The following is a 16,684-nucleotide window of genomic DNA, read 5'->3' on the forward strand; positions in this document are numbered from 1 at the left end:
CGGTTTCCGGACCCGGCGGCGCGCCGCCGGGCCCGGCTCACCGGGAGCCGCGGAACTCCGGGCCCTCCACGATCAGTCCGGCCACCAGCGCGCCCGACATCCCGGCGTGCGCCAGCCCGCCGCCGGGATGCGACCAGCCGCCCACGGTGAACAGCCCGGCCACCGGCGTGGAGTTGGCCGGGTGCAGCAGCCGCCCCCCGGCCGCGGCCAGCGCCGGCGCGGGCACCGCGCCGCCCGCCGCCCCGGTCTCCCGCTCCACGTCGGCCGGGCCGCGCAGCTCGCGCCACAGGATCCGCTCCCGCAGCCTCGGCACGGCCCGTTCGGCCGCCGTGACCATGCGGTCGGCCTGCGCCTCCAGGGCGTCGCCCGCGATCGGCCCGGCGCCGTCCGCCGGGACCGTGGCCGTGAGCGTCACGGCCTCGTGCTCCGGGTCCGGGACCAGCGCCGGGTCGCCGGGCCGCGTCACGGCGACCGTCGGCCGCGCGGGCGGCGCGGGGGAGAGGCCGAACAGCGCGTCCAACTCGGCCTCGCGATCCGGCGTGTGCACCACGGTCCGGTGCGCCGTGCCCGCCGGGCGGCCGCCGCGCAGCGCCAGCAGCACGGTCAGCCGGCTCGGCAGCCCGCGCCGGGCCGGCACCCCGTCCGCCGGCCGCACCGCGGCCCCGGCCAGCCGGTCCAGCGTCCGCGGCGGGACGCCGGCCACCACGAACTCCGCCGCCACCGCCGTCCCGTCGGCGAACTCCACGCCCGCCGCCCGGCCGTCCTCGACGACGATCCGCCGGGCCTCGGCCCCGAAGACGAACTCCACCCTGCGCGCCACGCACCGCTCGTACACCGCGCGGGCCAGCTCGCGCAGGCCGCCCCGCACGTACCAGGTGCCGAAGGCGTGCTCCAGGTAGGGCAGTACGGCCGCGCTCGCCGGCGCCGTGCGCGGATCGAGGCCGTACGCCAGCGCGTGGCTCTCCAGCAGAGCGGCGAGGCGGGCGTCGCGCAGCTCCCAGGCGCCGACCTCGGCGAGCGTGGTCGCCCGCCGGGTGCGCAGCAGGCGCTTGTGCGGCACCGACGGATAGGGCTCCCGCTCGGCCAGCACCGGCCAGTCGGGCCACAGCGGCTCCTCCAGGAGCGGCCGGCGGGTGCGGTCCCAGGCCTCGCGCGCCCGCACCAGGAAGTCGCCCCAGCGCTGCCCGGCGCCCGCCCCGAGCGCCTCGTCCAGGGCCGTGACGACGCCCGCGCGGGACGCGTTCGGCAGGGACACCCCGGCGCCGTCCGCGAAGACGTGCCGGGCCGAGGGGTCGACCTGGACCAGCTCGACGCGGTCCTCCAGCGGCTCCTTGCCGGTCTTGACGAACAGGTCGCGGTAGACCGCGGGCAGCGGGAGCAGCCCGGGGCCGGTGTCGAAGGCGAAGCCGTCCCGCTCGAAGCGGCGCACCCCGCCGCCGTACGTCTCCGTACGCTCGTACACCGTCACCCGGTGGCCCGCGACGGCCAGCCGGGCGGCGGCAGCCATCGCGCCCGTCCCGGCGCCGATCACCGCAATCCGTGCCATGCCGGGGACTTTACCGACCACCACCGACAACGCCCGCCACGGGGCCGTGACCAGCACGTTCCCTCTCGGCGGCGCGTCGTCCGGGGCGCGGCGCGCGGTGCTGAGTACCCGTACCTAGGCGCACAGATGAGTACCCGCGCGGATGGGGAGCGGCCCCTCCGGACGGAAGAGTGGAGGCACGGGAAGGGGCACGGCGCCGGTACCGCCGACACGGGGCGGCGGAGCCGCGCCGCCCTGGACCGCTCCTTCCGCCGGCCGGCGTCGGCGGAAGCGAGGCACGGGGGAACCCGGATGACCGACGGGGGCCCGACGGGGGAACGGGGGCGGGACCGGAGCGCCGGTGCGCCGTGGCCGGCGGGGGAACGTGGGCCACGGCGCACCGGCGCTCTCGTGCGCGCCCGCACGCCCCCACGCGCCCCCGACGGTCCGGAGCGGCCCTGGATCGGCGGGGCGGTCAGCGGGCGCCGCTCACCCGGCCCTGGAGCAGCCGGGAGAGCGCCGCGTGGACGTCGTCCAGGGAGCGTTCGGGCTGGAAGGACTTCCAGTCGAGGGCGGCCACCAGCACCATCCCCACCAGCGCGGCGGCGGTCAGCGGCACGTCGATCTCGTCGCTGAACTCGCCCTGCGCCACGCCTTCGCGCAGGACGCCCTCCACCACCGCGACCGCCTCCCGCCTGACCACCATGAGGGTGGACTGCCAGGCCCGGTTGGTGCGCCACAGCTCGGCCACGTACAGCTGGGTGAAGGCGGGGTAGCGGTCGATGAAGACGAGGCCCGCCCGGACCATCGCGTCCAGCGCGTCGACCCGGCTGCCGCCCGCCCGCTCGGTGTCCTCGGCGGCCTCCCTGAGGGACGCGGTGAGCAGCCCCACGCCGTGCCGCAGCAGCTCCTCGAAGAGGACCGACTTGCTCGCGAAGTTGTAGTAGACCGTGCCCTTGGCCACCCCGGCGCGCTCGGCGATCTCGTCCACCGTGGTCGCGGAGAAGCCCTGCTCGGCGATGAGCGTGACGGCCGCCTCGTAGAGCTTCTGCCGGGTGGCCTCCCGGCGGGCACGGCCGCCCGGCGTGGTGCTGCTGCGTTCCATGGCCTTGATTCTCACAGGTGCGGACCGTCCGGCGGGCTCGACGGGTACGGAGGCGGGTAGGGAACGGGAGGCGGACGGGCGGGTCACAGGCTCAGCTCCGGGTGCAGCCGGTCCAGGGTCCACACCTGCCGCCGCCGGGCCGCCAGCGCGGTCAGCGCCAGCGCCGCCGCGGTGAAGCCCGCGAGCACCGCGCAGGCCGCCCACACCGGCGCCAGACCGCCGCCGGTGATCAGCCTCCTCAGGGCGTCGACGACGTAGCTCATCGGCAGGAAGGGGTGCAGGGCGTTGAAGAAGCCGGGACTCGTCTGCACCGGGTAGGTGCCGCCGGCGGACGTCAACTGGAGCATCAGCAGGGCCAGGACGAGGATCCGGCCGGCCGGTCCGAAGCGCGCGTTCAGCCACTGAACGATCGCCGCGAAGCACGCCGCCACCAGGAACAGGAAGGCGATCGTGCCCGCCGCGCGGGTCATCTCCAGCCCGACCCCCCAGTGCAGCACCGCCATCAGGGCCGCCGTCTGGAGCACCCCGACCGCGGCCACCGGCAGCCAGCCGGCCAGCGCGATCCGCCACGAGGACGCGCCCGCGGCCAGCGCCCGCCGGTTCATCGGCGGGATCAGCATGTACGCCACCATGGCGCCCACCCACAGGGACAGCGGGATGAAGTAGGGGGCGAAACCGGTGCCGTAGTTGGGCGCGTGGTGCAGGTCCCGGGAGGCCAGCTGGACCGGGTCGGCCATCACTCCGGTGCGCCGGTCGCGGTCCTTCTTGTCGTAGTCCGGGATCTTCTTCGCGCCCGCGTGCAGCCCGCCGGCCAGCTTCCCGGAGCCGTCGGCCAGCTTGTACATGCCGCCGTTCAGATCCGTGGCGCCCGTCTCCAGCTTGCCGACGCCGTCGTCCAGGCCGGTGGCGCCGGTCTTGGCCGTGCCGATCCCGGTGTGCAGCTTCTTGGCGCCCGCTGCGACCTCGCCCGCGCCCTCGTTGAGCTTGTTGATCTTCTTGACGGCGTCGGCCAGGTCCTCGGACAGGTGCGGGGCGCGATCGGCGAGCGCCTGGGCCTGCTTCTGGAGGCCGGCGAGATCGGTGTCGAGCTTCTTCAGGTCGCCGTCGTTGTCCGCGATCAGCGTGTCGAGGTCGTCGGCGACGGCCGCCACGTCGGCGGCGGCCTCCTCGGCCTTCTTCAGGTCGGGGCAGCCGGGGTCGGGCAGTGCGGCGCCCGGCTCGGCGCAGCGCCGGGCGTAGACGTCGTCCAGGACGGCGGCCGAGGCGTGGGCGGCCTTCGCGGCGGCCGGGGCCTTGTCCACCAGCGAGGCGAGGTTGCGGCGGATCGCTCCGGCAGAGTCGGCGACCACCCGGGCGGAGTCGCCGATCGTCTTCTCGTTGTCCCTGACGAACGGCCCGACCTTCGCGTTCACCCCGTTGACCTTGTCGGCGAGGGTCTGGGTGCCGTCGGCGACCTGCCGCGATCCGCTCTCCAGGTCGCCCGCGCCGGTGTCGAGCCTGCGCAGGCCCTTGGCGAGCTTGCCGCTGCCCTTCTTGGCCTCCGTCAGACCGTCGGCGAGGTCCTGGGAGCCCTTCTTGGCCTTGCCGATGCCGCTGTCGAGCTGGTCGGCGCCCTTGGCGGCCTTGACCGTCTGCCCGTGGATGTCGGAGAACGAGATGAAGATCCGGTCCAGGAAGGACCGCGAGGTCTTGGCGGAGGCGGCGCTGCGGACCTCGTTGAACACCGTCTTGGAGATCTGCCCGACGATGTAGTTGTTGGCGTCGTTCGTCCGGACCTGGAGCGCGCTGGTCTCGGGGGAGCCGCCCGAGCTGGAGGCGATCCGCTCGCTGAAGTCGGCGGGCATGGTGAGCGAGAGGTAGTACGTGCCGTCCTCGACGCCCCGGCGGGCCTCGTCGGCGCTCACCCGGTGCCAGTCGAACACCTCGCTCTTGAGCAACTGCTCGGTGAGGTCGTCCCCCGCGGTGATCCGGCGGCCGTCCGCCGTGGCCCCCCGGTCCTCGTCCACCAGCGCCACCGGCACCCGGTCCAGACGGCCGTACGGGTCCCAGAAGGACCACAGGTACAGCGCGCCGTAGAGCAGCGGCAGCACGAGCAGCGCCACCAGGGCGGCGCGCGGCAGCTTCCCGCGGCCGAAGCGCCTCAGCTCAAGAGCGGCCAGTCTCGGCGAGCGCATCGGCCGCCCCCTTCTCGTCGTCGGCGAACTCGCCCTCGGCAGCCTCTCCCTGGGCGCCCCTGCCCTGGTCGGCCTCGTCCTCGGCGGTCTCGTCCTCGGCGGTGGGGCCGCCGTCGCGGGTGGTCGCCGGCCCGCGGGAACCGGTGGTGGAGACGGTCACCGCGCCCTCGGGCGCCTCCGAGCACACCGCCAGCACGGTCGTGCCGGACGCGGCCAGGGAGCCCAACAGCTCCCACACCTCCGCCCGTTCGGCGGCCGAGAGCTTGTAGTCGGCGTCGTCCACGGCGAGCAGCCGCGGCCCGGACATCAGGGCCAGGGCGACGGACAGACGCAGCGCCTCCAGCCGCTCCAGATCGCGCACGGCGGTCCGGGCGCCCTTGGGCAGCGCCGCGAGGTCGAGCCCGGCGGCGGCCAGCGCCGCGTCCGTCGCCTCCCGCCGCTCGGCCCGCCGCCGGGCGCGCGAGCGCAGCAGGGCGCGCGGCGCGGTGCCGAACCGGTCCTGGAGCAGCGCCCGTTCGCGCAGGTGCTCGCCGACGGTGAGGGCGGGTTCGAGGTCGGTGACGCCGGGGACGTTGGCCGGCGCGCTGACCCGGCGCAGGGCGGACATGTGCCGGGGAGGTTTGAGACCGCCCACCTCGGCCACTCCTTCGGTGGGCTTCATCCGTCCGGTGAGGGCCAGCAGCAGACAGGTGCGGCCGGACCCGGACGGGCCCACGACGGCGATCAGGGAACCGGGCGGCGCGTCGACGTCCACGTCGCGGAACGCCCAGCCGCGTGGCCCGCGCAGCCCGAACCCGCGGGCCACGACGGCGAGACCGCGCGGATCGTCGTCCGCGGGGCCGGGTACGGCCTCTCGCGGGGTGTCGCCCGCGGGGCCGGCCATCTCGTGCGGGGTGTGCGGGGTGTCCCGCGGGTCCTCGGCGCCGTCCACGGGCCTTCCCCTCCCCCTGGAGTCAATTGAACTGACTGGTCAGTGCAAAAACTACCCCCGATTTCGCGATCCAAGCAAAAGTCCAGGTCAGAACGGATTGTCAGTGGCATACCTCACGATGGGCACATACGGCACCTGTGCCGTGACCCAGACGACAGGAGGTTCGTCATGGCCCACTCGTCCGCAGCCGCCGCAGGCCGGCGCCGCGCCCTGAGCCCTGCCCCCTCACTGACCGGCCCGGCGAGCGACGTGCACCCCGTGCTCCGCCGGGCCACGGCCCCGCCCGCCGCCCTCGACCTGCTCGCCCAGGCCCGCGCCGGACTCGACGAGGCCACCGTCCTGGAACAGCCCAACGAGCGCTACGCCACCGCCCACCTCGCCGCCCTGCGCACCGCCGCCGCCGTGCTCGCCGCGCGCGGCCGCCCCGAGACCAGCCCCAGGCGCCGGGCCCGGATCCGCAGCGCCTGGGAGGTCCTGCCCGAGATAGCGCCCGAACTGACCGAGTGGAGCGCGCTGTTCGCCTCGGGCGCCCGCCGCCGCGCGCTGGCCGAGGCGGGCGTCCAGGGCGCGGCCGGCCGCCGGGACGCCGACGACCTGATACGCGACGTGGCGATGTTCCTGCGCATCGTGGAACGGATGCTGGTCCTCCAGCCGGTACTGCCGCAGCCCCGCCCGGGGGAGGGGGAGGGCGGCGGCGCCGAGGCGACGGGCACGGGCGGCGGCGGAGGCAATAGGGTGGAGAGTGCCTGAAGCCTTCCCGCCTCCCGTTTCCCGGGCCGGGCAGGCAGCCCGATCGCCCCGCCGCGCAAGAGGCGGTGCCGCCGCGAGGAGTCAACAGCCGTGTCGGACCCGATGCGCCCGCCCGTCTCCCCCCACCAGCACAAGACGCCGCTGCGCCCCGGCCCCGCCCGCCCCCGCGCCTCACTGCGTACCGCCGTGGTCTGGGAGGTGCTGCGGGACGCCCTGGACCGGCGGGTCAAGGCCACCGGCCGGGAGGCGCTGGACGTCCTCGACACCGGCGGCGGCAGCGGCAACTTCGCCGTGCCGCTCGCCGGTCTCGGCCACCGGGTCACCGTGGTCGACCCCAGCCCCAACGCGCTGTTCGCCCTGGAGCGCCGCGCCGCGGAGGCCGGCGTCGCCGACCGGGTGCGCGGCGTGCAGGGCGACGCGCACGGACTGTTCGACGTGGTCGAGCGCGGCGGCTACGACGCGGTGCTGTGCCACGGCGTCCTGGAGTACGTGGACGACCCCGCCGAGGGCCTGCGCAACGCGGTCGCCGCGCTGCGCGCCGAGGGCGTCCTCAGCCTGCTCGCCGCCGGCCTCGGCGGAGCGGTGCTCGCCCGGGCCCTGGCCGGCCACTTCAAGGAGGCCCGGCGGGCCCTGGGCGACCCCGACGGACGCTGGGGCGAGGGCGACCCGGTGCCGCGCCGCTTCACCGCCGAGCAGCTCACCGCGCTCGTCGAGGGCGCGGGCCTGACCGTCGGCGCGGTGCACGGCGTACGGGTCTTCGCCGACCTCGTGCCCGGGGTGCTGGTGGACACCGAGCCCGGCACGCTGGACGCGCTGCTGGAGCTGGAGGCGGCCGCTGCCGAGCTGCCGGCCTTCCACTCCGTGGCCACGCAGCTTCACGTACTCGGCGAGACCCCGGCCACCGGCGGGGCCTGAGCGGGTCGGTGGGGCCCGGGGCCACTCCTGGGCCGGGCCGCCGATCGGCTGCCCGGCCGGGCATGGAGTGCGCCACAGGCCCCCCGCTCCCGCACGGTGCGCCGTATGATCGAGGGAGACCGTCCGGCATGACGGGTCGGCCGCCGGGGAATGGAAGCCTCAGCGAGCCGGGCCCGCCGTGGCGGATCAGGTTGGCCAGTTGGCGCAGAGGGGCGGGTTTCACGGGGGCGATTCCCTGCCTATCCTGAAGGGACCCCCCCGGTCGCCCCCCGGCGACTGCATGATGAGGAGGACTCCGTGCCGCTCTCGGAGCACGAGCAGCGCATGCTCGAGCAGATGGAGCGAGCGCTGTACGCCGAAGATCCCAAGTTCGCGTCGGCGCTCGAGGGAAGCGGGCTGCGTACGTACACCCGGCGGCGGGTCTACCAGGCGGTCGCGGGCTTCCTCGTGGGTATCGCGCTCCTCATGGCGGGTGTGGTCACCCAGCGGACATGGGTGAGCGTCGTGGGCTTCCTGGTCATGCTCGGCTGTGCCGTGCTGGCCGTGACCGGCTGGCGCAAGGCCCCCAAGCCGGGCGAGCAGCCCGTCGGCGGCCCGCACGCCCGCCGCCCGGTGCGGGCCAAGCGCTCCATGATGGACCGCATCGAACAGCGCTGGCAGCGCCGCCGCGACGAACAGGGCCACTAGGCCCGACCTCCTACGACGGTGAGGGGCCGACCACGACGAGTGGTCGGCCCCTCACCGCTGTCCGCCCCCGGCCGCCGAGCGAAGCCGACGGCCCGCCCGACGGCCACCGTCCGGCCCGGCGACGCCGCCTCTCGGGGCACGGCACCGCCCTCGCCAGGAAGGGTGACGCCGCCTCTCCATTCACGGTGGCGCCGCCTGCCCGGGCGCGGCGGCGCTGCCTCTTCGGACGCGGTGATGCCGTTTCTCCGGGCGGGGTGACGCTGCCTCTCCACTCACGGTGGCGCCGTCTGCCCGGGCGCGGCGACGCTGCTTCTTCGGACGCGATGACGCCGTCCCGCCGGACGCGGTGACACAGCCTGCCCGGGCAGGCTGGGCGTAGCGCCGTCCCGGGGACGATCAGTCGCCCGCCGCACGTGGGGGCGACCGGCTGATCGCCCCCATGCCGTGCGGGTGGGGCTAGCCCTGCTGGCGTGACGGGCGGCGCGGGGGCGGGCGCAGGGCCTCCGTGCGGGATCTCAGCGCCGACCAGCGGTCGGCGAGGGCCCACACCAGGCGGGCAGCCGAGCGGGGGGCCAGGGCGGCGCGCAGCCTGGCCGTGCGGGAGGCGGTGGCGCCCAGGCCCGCGGCGGCCCGGCGGGCGTCCTCGGCCAGCCCGGCCACCGGACGCGGCCGCGGCGCGTAGAGCACCTGCTCCACCGCGTCGGCCAGCCGGTGCACCGACTCCGCGGTCACCGGATCGAGCCGCCCGAGCCGGACGATCCGCGCCGCCGCCTTGCGCGGCGTCTGCGAGTCGTCCGGCGGGATCCCGAAGTCCCACGCCGTGTCGGTCAGTTCCCGCCAGACGGCCAGCGTGTGCGGCGCGGCGTCCGCCGCACCCCGCCCGTGCGCGCCGAGCCGCACCGACCGCGCCCTGCGGCGCCACAGCAGCGGCAGCAGCGGGAGCACCACGACCACCGCCCCGCCCAGCGTCCACGCCGCGACCGCCCACCAGCGCGGACCGCCGCCGTCGACCGGCAGCGCCGCCTGAGCCGACGGGCTCGGGCACTCCCGCAGCCGCCGCTGCGCCGGCGGGCACGCCGTGCTCGCCGGGGCCGAGGCGGACGGGGCCGCGCTCGCCGACGGGGACGGCGCCGTCGGGTTCGGCAGGCTCGTGTCCGGGGTGTCCGACCGGGTGTACTGCGGCAGCGTGCCCCGCGTCGGGGTCGGTTCGAAGCGGGTCCAGCCGACGCCCTCGAAGTACAGCTCGGGCCAGGCGTGCGCGTCCTTCAGCCCCACCGCGAGCGTGCCGTCGCCCTGCGGCGCGCCGGGCGCGAAGCCGACCGCCACCCGGGCGGGGATGCCCAGCGTGCGGGCCATCGCGGCCATCGCGAAGGAGAAGTGGACGCAGAAGCCCCGCTTGTCCTTGAGGAACTTGGCGATCGCCTGCGAGCCGGTGCCCACCTCGACCCGGGTGTCGTACTGGAAGCCGCCGTCCAGGGCGAACCAGTCCTGGAGCTTGACCGCCTGCTCGTAGTGGTTGGCCGCCCCGTCGGTCACCGCGCGCGCGGTGATCCCGACGATCTCCGGCAGCGACCGGGGCACCTCGGTGTACTCGTGCTTCAGCGCGCCGGACGGGTTCGGCGCGTCGGCCAGCTGCGCCGCCGTCGGCTGCACGTCCAGGCTCCGGACCTCGTACGACAGCCCGCGGGTGTTCTGTCCGTGGTCGCCGACCAGCGTCATGCCCACCGGTTCGTAGCGCCAGTTGCCCTTGACCCGTACGCCGCTGGGCGGGTACGGCATCGGCAGCCAGTCCTGGGCGTACCAGTCGGCCGCGGAGACCGTCGTGGTGATCTCCGCGCGTCTGACGTCGCCGCTGAGGCCGGCCGGGGTGGGCAGCGGGTCCGGCACCCCGACGATGTGCCGCTGGGACGGTTTCCAGGTGGTGCCGTCGAAGTCGTCCAGGGAGACGATGCGCAGGTACAGGTCGGAGGCGTCCGCGGCGTTGGTGCGCAGGCTCAGGACCGTGCGGTCCTGGTCGACGTTCAGGCTGTCGCGCAGCGAGACGAGCGGGTTCACCGCGGAGATCGTGCCGCCGCCCCCGACGCCGCCGCCGACGCCCGGCCCGGCGGGGCCCAGCAGTCCGCCGTCCATCGCCGGCAGCGCGAGCGGCACCACCAGGGCGACGCCCAGCGCGAGCGCGCCGATGCGGCGTCCGGTGCGCACCGGCGCGGGCGCGCCGCCGGACTCCCGGCCCGGCGGGCGCGCCGCACCGCTGAACACCCGGCCCCACTGGGAGAGCCGGCCCCGGCCCTCGGCCAGCAGCAGCATCAGATAGCCCGCCGCCGCGAGGACGAACCACAGCCAGTCCCAGTCGCCGGTGGCCAGGCCCGCGGCCACGGAGTACAGCGCGAGCAGCGGCAGCCCGGCGGGGGCGGCGCTGCGGAAGGTGACCGCGAGGGCGTCCACCAGCAGCCCGATCACCAGGACACCGCCGACCAGCATCAGCCGGATGCCGTCGGTCAGCGGCGCCGGGGTGGCGTACCGGCTGACGTCGTCGGCGCCCTGCTGCAACAGGTCGACCAGGTACCGGAAGGCGTCGGGGCCCGGCACCAGTCCGGCCAGGGCGTGGCCCCGGGCGAAGACCAGGGTCAGCAGCACCAGCGTCACCAGGGCCTGCACCAGCACGGTCAGCGGCCGCGGCAGCGGCACCCGCCGGGCCGCCGCGCCCGTGGCCGACTGCACCGCCACCAGCAGCGCGGCCTGCATGATCCACCGGGAGGAGCCGACCAGCGGCAGCAGCGCGCAGGCCGCCAGCAGCGTCGCCACCGCGGCGCTCAACTCCAGCCGGGTCCGCCCGCTCATCCGCGCCCCTCCCCGAAGCCCGTACCGCCCGCCGCGCCGGACCGGGCGCCGCCCGCCACCGCGGAACCGGCCCCGAACGCCGAGCCGCCCCCGCCGCCTGTCCCACCGCCGCCGTACCCGCCGCCCGCGGCCCCCGTGCCGCCGTGGCCGCCGCCGTACCCGCCGCCGGATCCCAGGCCCCCGGCGGCGGCGCGCTCGTGGTCGGCGCGGCGCCAGAGTTCTTCCAGCGAGGCGCCGCGGGTCACGCCCACGGCCGTCCAGCCCGCGTCGCGCAGCAACCGCAGCAGCCCCGGCCCGCCGGGATCGGCCGCGCCGGCCGCCCCCCGCGTCCACGTCTCGTCGTCCAGCACGAAGGCCACCGCGCCCCCGCTGCGCTGCCGCATCTTCGCCGCCACCGCGGCCTGTGTCTCGTCGAGGCCGCCGAAGAAGGCGACCAGCAGTCCCTCGCCGCCGCCGCGCAGCACGTCGTAGGCGCGGGACAGACCCGCCCCGTCGGAGTGGTCGATCACGGCGAGGGTGTCCATCATCAGCCCGGCCGCGTCCGCCGACTCCTGCCCGGCCCCGGAGAACCCGTCGGGGCTCTCGCCGGGCACCGAGTCGCCCGTGTCGGTCAGCAGCCGCACCGTGAAACCCCGCTCCAGCATGTGCACCAGCACCGAGGCGGCGGCGGACACCGCCCACTCGAAGGCCGAGTCGGGGCCCGCGCCGCGGAAGGCGACGGCCCGGGTGTCCAGCAGCACCGTGCAGCGGGCGCGGTGCGGCTGCTCCTCGCGGCGCACCATCAACTCGCCGTAGCGCGCGGTGGAGCGCCAGTGCACGCGGCGCAGATCGTCGCCGTAGCGGTAGCCGCGCGGGATGACGTCGTCCTCGCCGGCCAGCGCCGGCGCGCGCCGGTGGCCCTCGCCGTACCCCTTGGCCTCGCCGGACAGGCGGACCGGTGGCAGCGGCGCCACCCGCGGTATGACGGTCAGGGTGTCGAACGAGGAGAAGGAACGGGTCAGTTCGCACATGCCGAACGGGTCCGTCAGGCGCAGTTGCAGCGGCCCCAGCGGGTACCGCCCGCGCAGGTCGGAGCGGACCCGGTAGGACACCTCGCGGCGGCCGCCGGGCTCCACCCGGTCGAGGACGAAGCGGGGGCGCGGCCCGAGCACGTACGGCACCCGGTCCTGGAGCATCAGCAGACCGGTCGGCAGCCGGGAGACGTTGTCCATCCGCAGGTGCACGCGGGCCTCGCTGCCGGCGGGCACCCGGGCGGGGGAGAGCCGGCGGTTGCCGGTCACCCGGTAGCGGGTGCGGTACAGCACGGCCGCGCAGACCAGCGGCAGCACGGCGAGCAGCAGGCCGACCCGCAGCAGTCCGGGCTGGCCGAGGACGTAGGCGCAGACGGCGGCCGCGATCCCGGCGGCCAGGAAGGAGCGCCCGCGGGTGGTCAGCCCGGCCAGCGCGGTGCGCACCCCGCCCTTGTCGGCCGGGTCGTCCTCCGGGCGCGGGGCCCCCGCTTCGGTCATCACAGCCTCCGCGGCTGGTGCCGGCCGAACTCCGGTGTGGTGTGGCCGGAGCCGAGGCCGCCGGCCTGGGCCGCCGCGGGCACCGGCGTGTGCCGCACGATCTCCTGGGCGACCTGTTCCGCGGTGCGCCGGTTGAGCTGGGCCTGGGCGGTGGGCAGCAACCGGTGGGCGAGGACCGCCACCGCGAGCGCCTGCACGTCGTCCGGCAGGGCGTACTCCCGGCCGCTCAGGGCCGCGGCCGCCTTCGCCGCGCGCAGCAGGTGCAGCGTCGCGCGCGGCGAGGCGCCGAGCCGGAGGTCGGGATGCGTACGGGTGGCGGCGACCAGGTCGACCGCGTAGCGCCGTACGGCGGCGGCGACGTGCACGCCGCGCACGGCGTCGATCAGCTTGACGATGTCGTGCGCGTGCGCCACCGGCTGGAGGTCGTCCAGCGGACTCACCGCGCCGTGCACGTCCAGCATCCGCAACTCGGCCTCCGGGCTGGGGTAGCCGATGGAGACGCGGGCCATGAACCGGTCGCGCTGGGCCTCGGGCAGCGGGTAGGTGCCCTCCATCTCGACCGGGTTCTGCGTGGCCACCACCATGAAGGGGCTGGGCAGTTCGTAGGTCTGCCCGTCGATGGTGACCTGCCGCTCCTCCATGGACTCCAGCAGCGCGGACTGGGTCTTGGGGGAGGCGCGGTTGATCTCGTCGCCGATCACGATCTGGGCGAAGATGGCGCCCGGCTTGAACTCGAAGTCGCGGCGCTGCTGGTCCCAGATGGACACGCCGGTGATGTCCGACGGCAGCAGGTCGGGCGTGAACTGGATGCGCCGCACGGAGCAGTCGATGGACCGCGCCAGCGCCTTGGCCAGCATCGTCTTGCCGACGCCGGGGACGTCCTCGATCAGGAGGTGCCCCTCGGCGAGCAGCACGGTCAGCGCGAGCCGTACGACCTCGGGCTTGCCCTCGATCACCCGCTCCACCGAACCGCGGACCCGCTCCGCGGTGGCGGTCAGATCCTCTCCCACGCCCTGCGTCGCCCGCGCGGGGAGACCCCCATGGCTCGCCCGATCGTCATAGGTCGTCACCCGGCCCTCCTCGGCCCTTCCCCCGCTCTCGGACGAGCGGGGGATACCCCAGCTTTCCAGGCCGACGCCCCGCGGCGCGGACCGGCCTGCCCCCAACACGGACCCCACGCGGAGGCGTTCCGCGTGACGTCACCCCCGCATTCTTGCCGCCGTTACCGATTCGTGTCATCCGCCTGTGGATAACTCGCCGCGATATGTCAGGTGTTATGACCTTTCCCGGGTGACAACTCGGCGTTCCGCCCACCCCGACCAGCGATTCCCTGTATGTCACCCGCCGGCCCCGCACCGCCGCCCGCCCCCGTACGGCCCCTAGGACGAGGGCCGTACGCCCCGGCGCGCGCCCCGGACCCGCGCGCCCCCGACCCGCGCCCCCGACCCGCGCCCCCGAGCACCGCGCTTCCGCGCCCCGCGCCCGCGCCCCGGGCGTCGTCAGGCAGTCGCCGGGTCGATCTCGCGCAGCCGGCCCGTGCGGACGTCGAACACGAAACCGCGCACGTCGTCGGTGTGCAGCAGGAACGGCGAGGTGCGCACGCGCTGCATCGACTGCCGCACGTCCTGGTCGACGTCCTTGAACGCCTCCACCGCCCAGGACGGCCGCTGGCCGACCTCCATCTCCAGGTCGTGCCGGAACTCCTCGGTGATGGCCTCCATGCCGCAGTTGGTGTGGTGGATCAGCACCACGCTGCGGGTGCCGAGCGCCCGCTGACTGATGGCCAGGGAGCGGATCACGTCGTCGGTGACCACGCCGCCCGCGTTGCGGATGGTGTGGCAGTCGCCCAGCCGCAGGCCGAGCGCGGCGTGCAGGTCGATACGGGCGTCCATGCAGGCCACGACCGTCACCCGGCGGACCGGCCGGGCGTCCATTCCCGGATCGGTGAAGGCGTCGGCGTAGTCCGCGTTCGCCGCGACGAGGCTGTCGATGACGGCGGCGTCCGTTATGGCGCCCTCGGAGCCGGCGGAGCCGGCGGGGACGGCGGGGACGGCGGGACCGGCGGGACCGGTGGGAACTGATGCAGAAGTCGTCATACTCATGACGTTACTGGTCATGCGCGTCGTGGTCCTCTCAAGGGAGGGGACAAAAACCATCACAGTCGCTTGTTGTGAGCGACTCCACACAGCCCGCTACGCCCCTCCTTACGGGTGAAACCCGCCGGACAGCCGTGTCGGCGGCACTCCGTCGGGCGACGCGCAGGCCGGTTGATTGACCGGGCGACACGGTGGACTAAAGTGACGCGAAGCGGGAGGCGCCGCTCTCCCCGCTGGACATGCATTCCCCGGAGGCCCCGGCACCCGCCCAGGCGGTCTCCCCACGTGCGCGGCGCGTACGTACGGCTCGGCCTCCTCCCGCTCCCGGTCGGCTGACGCTTCCGGCGCCGGTCGGGCCTACCGTTCGTGAGCGGTCGGGGACCCGGCGGTGCGTGCGGGACGCGCCGGACCTGAGAGGCCCCCTTGAGCGACAGCCGACACGTCCCCGTGATGCTCCAGCGGTGCCTGGACCTCCTGGCGCCCGCCCTGGAGCGGCCGGGGGCGGTGGTCGTCGACTGCACCCTCGGCCTCGGCGGACACAGCGAGGCGCTGCTCACCCGCTTCCCCGAGGCCCGCCTCGTCGGCCTCGACCGCGACAAGGAGGCGCTGCGCCTTTCGGGCGAACGCCTGGCTCCCTTCGGCGACCGGGCCACCCTGGTGCACGCCGTCTACGACGAGCTGCCCGAGGTGCTCGACCGGCTCGGCATCGCGCGCGTGCAGGGCGTCCTGTTCGACCTCGGCGTCTCCTCCATGCAGCTGGACGAGGCCGACCGCGGCTTCGCCTACGCCCAGGACGCGCCCCTGGACATGCGCATGGACCAGACGACCGGCATCAGCGCCGCCGAGGTCCTCAACACCTACCCGCCCGGCGAACTGGTCCGCATCCTCAGGGCCTACGGCGAGGAGAAGCAGGCCAAGCGGATCGTCTCCGCGATCGTCCGCGAACGCGAGAAGGAGCCCTTCGCGCACAGCGCCCGCCTGGTGGAGCTGATCCGCGACGCGCTGCCGCAGGCCGCCAAGCGCACCGGCGGCAACCCGGCCAAGCGCACCTTCCAGGCGCTGCGCATCGAGGTCAACGGCGAACTCGCCGTGCTGGAGCGGGCCGTCCCGGCCGCGGTGCGCGCCCTGGACGTCGGCGGGCGGATCGCCGTACTGGCGTACCAGTCCCTCGAAGACCGCCTCGTCAAGCAGGTGTTCGCGGCCGGCGCCGCCACCACCGCGCCGCCCGGCCTGCCGGTCGTGCCCGAGCGCTACCAGCCCCGGCTCAAGCTGCTGACGCGCGGTGCCGAACTTCCCACCGAGGAGGAGATCGCCGAGAACCGGCGGGCGGCCCCGGCCCGGCTGCGCGGGGTCGAGCGCGTCAGGGCGGACGTCGAGTGAGGCAATCGATGCGAGGGGGGCAAGGGGGGCCAGTGACCAGGAAACCGGAACTGAGGGGCCGCGCCGCCCGGCTGGCTCGGCTCTTCCCGGCCAACCGGCGCCAGGCCGCCCGCACGCCGTTCGTCCTCCTCGTCGTGCTGCTCCTCGGCGGCGGCCTGATCGGGCTGCTGGTGCTGAACTCCGCGCTCAGCGAAGGCGCGTTCCAGCAGGACGACCTCCAGAAGGACACCAAGAACCTCACCGACGAGGAACAGGCCCTCCAGCGGGACATCGACTCCTACTCCGCCCCCGACGCCCTGGAGCGCCGCGCCCGGCAGCTCGGCATGGTGCCCGGCGGCGACCCGGCCTTCCTGAACCCCGACGGCACCGTCAAGGGCGTCCCCTCGGCCGCCCCCGAGCAGTCCACCGCCGAGCAGTCCGCCTACCAGGACCTGCCGGTGGCGGTACGGCCGCCCGAGTCCCTCATCGGCGCCCCGGACCCCGCCACCGCCACCCCGGCGAACGGCCTCCCGACGGACGCCGCGTCCGCCGGCGGCGCCCCCGCGGCCCCCCTGCCGACCGAGGCCACCCCCCTGAACGGCGCCGCGCCCGACGCGCCGCAGGCCGTGTCTCCAGCGGCCCCAGCGGCCCCAGCGCAGCCCGGGGCCGCGCCCGCCGACCCGGCGGCCCCCCGCCCAGCCACCACCACGACCCCCGGCAGGTGACGGAAGTGACCGACAGGGAACCGCCGCGCCGCCGCGTGCCCGGCCCCGCCAGGCCCGCCCGCCCCGGC

General features: G+C 75.6%; 13 protein-coding genes. 5 read left to right on the forward strand and 8 right to left on the reverse strand.

Annotated features, from left to right (window positions below):
- Positions 1 to 37 precede the first annotated feature (37 nt).
- The 4 genes from ABEB07_RS34015 to ABEB07_RS34030 all read right to left on the reverse strand — a co-directional run bounded on the left by ABEB07_RS34015 (position 38) and on the right by ABEB07_RS34030 (position 5,687).
- Entirely contained in the window at positions 38 to 1,546 is a 1,509-nt protein-coding gene (locus tag ABEB07_RS34015; protein WP_345671895.1) for a phytoene desaturase family protein, read from the reverse strand.
- Positions 1,547 to 2,000: 454 nt separating this feature from the next.
- Positions 2,001 to 2,630, reverse strand: coding sequence for a TetR/AcrR family transcriptional regulator (locus ABEB07_RS34020; protein WP_164589865.1), 630 nt, complete (start codon positions 2,628 to 2,630; stop codon positions 2,001 to 2,003).
- 83 nt (positions 2,631 to 2,713) lie between these two features.
- Positions 2,714 to 4,804 (reverse strand): YhgE/Pip domain-containing protein, encoded by a 2,091-nt coding sequence (locus ABEB07_RS34025; protein WP_345671896.1) that lies wholly within the window; start codon positions 4,802 to 4,804, stop codon positions 2,714 to 2,716.
- Complete coding sequence (locus ABEB07_RS34030; protein ID WP_345671906.1) at positions 4,776 to 5,687, reverse strand: ATP-binding cassette domain-containing protein; 912 nt, start codon at positions 5,685 to 5,687, stop codon at positions 4,776 to 4,778. Before ABEB07_RS34030 ends, ABEB07_RS34025 begins: the two co-directional genes overlap by 29 nt.
- Before the next feature lie 216 nt (positions 5,688 to 5,903).
- Here ABEB07_RS34030 and ABEB07_RS34035 point away from each other — a divergent pair, with 216 nt between their 5' ends.
- The 3 genes from ABEB07_RS34035 to ABEB07_RS34045 all read left to right on the forward strand — a co-directional run bounded on the left by ABEB07_RS34035 (position 5,904) and on the right by ABEB07_RS34045 (position 8,087).
- Positions 5,904 to 6,485 carry an SAV_6107 family HEPN domain-containing protein gene (locus ABEB07_RS34035; protein ID WP_176148613.1) on the forward strand — a complete coding sequence of 194 codons (582 nt, stop codon included), beginning with the start codon at positions 5,904 to 5,906 and terminating at the stop codon, positions 6,483 to 6,485.
- Positions 6,486 to 6,575: 90 nt separating this feature from the next.
- On the forward strand, positions 6,576 to 7,400 hold the full coding sequence (locus ABEB07_RS34040; RefSeq protein ID WP_345671897.1) for a methyltransferase: 825 nt from the start codon (positions 6,576 to 6,578) through the stop codon (positions 7,398 to 7,400).
- A 297-nt stretch (positions 7,401 to 7,697) separates the two neighbouring features.
- Positions 7,698 to 8,087 carry a DUF3040 domain-containing protein gene (locus tag ABEB07_RS34045; RefSeq protein WP_164589913.1) on the forward strand — a complete coding sequence of 130 codons (390 nt, stop codon included), beginning with the start codon at positions 7,698 to 7,700 and terminating at the stop codon, positions 8,085 to 8,087.
- Between the two features lie 456 nt (positions 8,088 to 8,543).
- On the opposite strand, the gene ABEB07_RS34050 is transcribed toward ABEB07_RS34045, so the two are convergent.
- The 4 genes from ABEB07_RS34050 to ABEB07_RS34065 all read right to left on the reverse strand — a co-directional run bounded on the left by ABEB07_RS34050 (position 8,544) and on the right by ABEB07_RS34065 (position 14,532).
- Positions 8,544 to 10,928 carry a transglutaminase TgpA family protein gene (locus ABEB07_RS34050; protein ID WP_345671899.1) on the reverse strand — a complete coding sequence of 795 codons (2,385 nt, stop codon included), beginning with the start codon at positions 10,926 to 10,928 and terminating at the stop codon, positions 8,544 to 8,546.
- Positions 10,925 to 12,436, reverse strand: a complete 1,512-nt coding sequence (locus ABEB07_RS34055; protein ID WP_345671900.1) for a DUF58 domain-containing protein — start codon at positions 12,434 to 12,436, stop codon at positions 10,925 to 10,927. The genes ABEB07_RS34050 and ABEB07_RS34055 overlap by 4 nt, the downstream gene beginning before the upstream one ends.
- On the reverse strand, positions 12,436 to 13,506 hold the full coding sequence (locus ABEB07_RS34060) for an AAA family ATPase (RefSeq protein WP_425589130.1): 1,071 nt from the start codon (positions 13,504 to 13,506) through the stop codon (positions 12,436 to 12,438). The genes ABEB07_RS34055 and ABEB07_RS34060 overlap by 1 nt, the downstream gene beginning before the upstream one ends.
- A gap of 429 nt (positions 13,507 to 13,935) precedes the next feature.
- Complete coding sequence (locus ABEB07_RS34065; RefSeq protein ID WP_345671902.1) at positions 13,936 to 14,532, reverse strand: beta-class carbonic anhydrase; 597 nt, start codon at positions 14,530 to 14,532, stop codon at positions 13,936 to 13,938.
- 423 nt (positions 14,533 to 14,955) lie between these two features.
- Between ABEB07_RS34065 and rsmH the strand changes: the two genes are divergently transcribed.
- Both rsmH and ABEB07_RS34075 read left to right on the forward strand, forming a co-directional pair.
- Entirely contained in the window at positions 14,956 to 15,912 is a 957-nt protein-coding gene (gene rsmH / locus ABEB07_RS34070) for a 16S rRNA (cytosine(1402)-N(4))-methyltransferase RsmH (protein ID WP_176148608.1), read from the forward strand.
- Positions 15,913 to 15,944: 32 nt separating this feature from the next.
- Positions 15,945 to 16,616: a septum formation initiator family protein gene (locus ABEB07_RS34075; protein ID WP_345671905.1), complete on the forward strand. Its 672-nt coding sequence runs from the start codon at positions 15,945 to 15,947 to the stop codon at positions 16,614 to 16,616.
- Positions 16,617 to 16,684 lie beyond the last annotated feature (68 nt).

Origin of the sequence: Streptomyces similanensis (assembly GCF_039543625.1) — a bacterium.
Classification (GTDB): Bacteria; Actinomycetota; Actinomycetes; order Streptomycetales; family Streptomycetaceae; genus Streptomyces; species Streptomyces similanensis.

Coding starts and splice junctions, on each gene's coding strand:
- ABEB07_RS34055 (WP_345671900.1), bottom strand. CDS start 12,436: ATGACCGAAGCGGGGGCCCCGCGCCCGGAGGACGACCCGGCCGACAAG.
- ABEB07_RS34020 (WP_164589865.1), bottom strand. CDS start 2,630: ATGGAACGCAGCAGCACCACGCCGGGCGGCCGTGCCCGCCGGGAGGCC.
- ABEB07_RS34035 (WP_176148613.1), top strand. CDS start 5,904: ATGGCCCACTCGTCCGCAGCCGCCGCAGGCCGGCGCCGCGCCCTGAGC.
- ABEB07_RS34065 (WP_345671902.1), bottom strand. CDS start 14,532: ATGACGACTTCTGCATCAGTTCCCACCGGTCCCGCCGGTCCCGCCGTC.
- ABEB07_RS34050 (WP_345671899.1), bottom strand. CDS start 10,928: ATGAGCGGGCGGACCCGGCTGGAGTTGAGCGCCGCGGTGGCGACGCTG.
- ABEB07_RS34015 (WP_345671895.1), bottom strand. CDS start 1,546: ATGGCACGGATTGCGGTGATCGGCGCCGGGACGGGCGCGATGGCTGCC.
- ABEB07_RS34025 (WP_345671896.1), bottom strand. CDS start 4,804: ATGCGCTCGCCGAGACTGGCCGCTCTTGAGCTGAGGCGCTTCGGCCGC.
- ABEB07_RS34030 (WP_345671906.1), bottom strand. CDS start 5,687: ATGGCCGGCCCCGCGGGCGACACCCCGCGAGAGGCCGTACCCGGCCCC.